This is a genomic window from Caulobacter sp. P1_B12_2, assembly GCF_056406675.1.
Genome location: NZ_JBFTZS010000535.1, coordinates 1 through 2,847 on the forward strand (window position 1 = coordinate 1; position 2,847 = coordinate 2,847).

At 66.5% G+C, this 2,847-nt stretch carries 2 protein-coding genes; one reads left to right on the forward strand and one right to left on the reverse strand.

Features of this window, described 5'->3' with window-relative positions:
- Positions 1-368 precede the first annotated feature (368 nt).
- Positions 369-1,826 carry a coniferyl aldehyde dehydrogenase gene (locus AC1DZ6_RS22850; protein WP_477099404.1) on the reverse strand — a complete coding sequence of 486 codons (1,458 nt, stop codon included), beginning with the start codon at positions 1,824-1,826 and terminating at the stop codon, positions 369-371.
- A 175-nt stretch (positions 1,827-2,001) separates the two neighbouring features.
- Between AC1DZ6_RS22850 and AC1DZ6_RS22855 the strand changes: the two genes are divergently transcribed.
- On the forward strand, positions 2,002-2,847 hold an 846-nt coding region (locus AC1DZ6_RS22855; RefSeq protein WP_477099405.1), incomplete at its 3' end, for a GGDEF domain-containing protein.

Below are 2,847 nucleotides of genomic sequence, written 5' to 3' on the forward strand. Positions count from 1 at the left end.
CTCCAAGGCCTGGCGGGGACGATGGCGGGACAGGCGGGTTGACGGGGCTGGGAGTTCAAACCGGCCTGTTCGAGGATCAGTCGGAGTCGCCGACGGCCCCTTCCGGGCGACTTTGATCCTGCCCGCCTGAGGGGAAACGTCGATCGGGATGAAACAAGCCCTCAGTCGCCGTCCCTTGAGAAGAACGGTTTCGCGGAGCGGTCGAGCCAAGCCGAAACGCACATTCAAACCCACGGTCATCCGGGCTCGGCCCGGACCGCTCCGCGCCTCCCCCACCCTTCAGCGGCAATCCGCGTGAAGCGGCCAACCCGTGCGCGCGGTCTATCTTTTGAAAGGAGCTTGATGCCTCGATCCAAGCTGCCCCGCCCCTACTTCTTGATCTGCCCCGCCAGGTACTTGCGGATCGCCGCGCCGTACGGCGGACGCAGGGCCAGCATGGGTCCGATGTCCTTCTTGAGCTGCTGGTACACCGCCTTCTTGTGGCTGAACTCCAGGAAGCCGTCGCGGCCATGATACGACCCCATGCCGGCCGGGCCGACGCCGCCGAACGGCAGGTCCTCCTGGGCGACGTGGAAGATCACGTCGTTGATCGTCACCCCGCCGCTGGTCGTGCGGTTCAGCACCATGTCCCGCTCGGCGGTGTCGGTTCCGAACCAGTAGAGCCCCAGCGGCCGGTCGCGGCCGTTGATGTAGTCGACCGCCTCCTCGACCTTGCCGTAGGTCTTCACCGGCAGCACCGGACCGAAGATCTCATCGTGCATCACCGTCATGTCGTCGGTGGGGTTGAGGATCAGGGTCGGGGGGATCTTGCGATGCTCCTGCTGGCTGAAATCCTCGCCGGCCGGATTGATCTCGACGATCGTCGCGCCCTTGGCCCGGGCGTCGTCCACATGGCCCTTGATCCGGTCGTAGTGACGCTGGGCGACCACGGCGGTGTAGTCGGGATTGTCCCGGAGCGTCGGGAAGGTCCGGGCCACGGCGGCCTTGGCCTCGGCCACGAAGCTGTCGATCTGGTCGGCGGGGGCCAGAACATAGTCGGGCGCCAGGCAGATCTGGCCGGCGTTCAGGGTCTTGCCGTTCATGATCCGCGCCGCCGCCGTGGCCATGTCGGCCCCGCGCGACAGGATCACCGGGCTCTTGCCGCCCAGTTCCAGGGTCACCGGCACCAGGTTCTCGGCCGCGGCCCGCATGACGTGACGGGCCACCGAAGTGGCGCCGGTGAAGACCAGATGGTCGAACGGCAGGCTGGTGAAGGCCTGGCCGATCTCGGGTCCGCCGGTGATCACCGCGATCTCCTCCTCCGAGAAGACCTTGGCGAACATGGCCTTCATCAGTTCGGACGTGACCGGCGTGAACTCGGACGGCTTGATCATCGCCCGATTGCCCGCTGCCAGCACGCCGGCCAGCGGCGCGAAGGTCAGGTTGACCGGGAAGTTCCAGGGGCTGATCACCCCGACCACGCCCTTGGGCTGGTACTGGACCTCGGCCTTGGCGCCGAACAGACCCAGCAGCGCCGGCGTGGTCTTGCGCTTTTCCGGGCGCATCCACTTGGCGAGGTTTTCCTTGGCGTGCTTGAGCGGCCCGATCGAGGCGGCGATATCGGTCAGGCCGGTGGCGTCCTTGGACCGCGCGCCGAAATCGGCGTTCAGGGCGTCGGCGATCTCGGCCTGATGATCGACCAGCAGGCCGATGCAGCGGTCGAGCCAGTCGATGCGACGTTCGGCCGTCGGGGCGCCTTGTCGCAGGTGCGCGGCCTTCTGCGCATCAAGGATCCGCAGGAGCGAAGCCTTGGAAGCTTCCAGGTTGAGGTTGGCGGGCGCGTTCACGGTCAGGTTTCTCCCAGCGGCCTGAAGGCTCATCTTATCAGCGTTCACAATGCGTGCGGCGGAGAGAACACGCAAGTGAACGTCGTTCGTTCTTAACGGGTCGTTTGAACTCTTCGGTCTAGATTGCAGCTCCAAGCGAGCATCCGGGCGATGCGGCGCTGTTGGGGGACTAGAGATGTCGGACGTCGAGACCACGCTGCGCGGCCCTGAGGCCTACAAGATCGCCGGCCGCGCGCTGAGCCTGATGGAACGCCATCAGGTGTGGCCGACCGCGCTGAACTTCGAGCTTTGGACCCACTTCGTCGCCGATCCGGAAGGCGCCCTGGCCCGCGAACTCACCCGCCTCATCTCGCTGGGCGAACCGCTCACCGAGCTGCTCAGCGAAGAACTGGCCGCGACCTACCTGCCCAAGGCCAAGCTGAACGAACAGATCCGCGACGCCGGCGACCTGCTGAGCAAGGAACTGGAATCGGTCTCCAAGGCCATCCAGGACGCCCAGAAGAGCAACGCCGCCTACGGCAAGACCCTGAACGGCGCGGTCAAGGACCTCGACGCCTCGCAGGACGTCGACAGGCTGAAGGCCGTGGTCGGCGGCCTGGCTGACGCCACCCGCCGCATCCAGAAGGAAAACAAGTCGCTGGAGACCCGCCTGGCGGAATCCACGGCCGAGGTCGATCGCCTGCGCGAGCACCTGGAACAGGTCCGCCGCGACGCCACCACCGACGGCCTCACCAACCTCGCCAACCGCAAGGCCTTTGACGAAGAACTCGACCGCGCCTGCTCCGAGGCCGACGAAGCCGGCACCACGATCTGCCTGGCCGTGCTCGACATCGACCATTTCAAGGGCTTCAACGACACCTGGGGCCACCAGACCGGCGACCAGGTCATCCGCTATGTCGCCAGCGTCATCGGCCGCGTCGCCGCCCCACCCCGCTTCGCCGCCCGCTACGGCGGCGAGGAGTTCGCGATGATCTTCCCGCGGGAATCGGCGGCCATCGTCGCCGGCACCCTGGAAGAGATC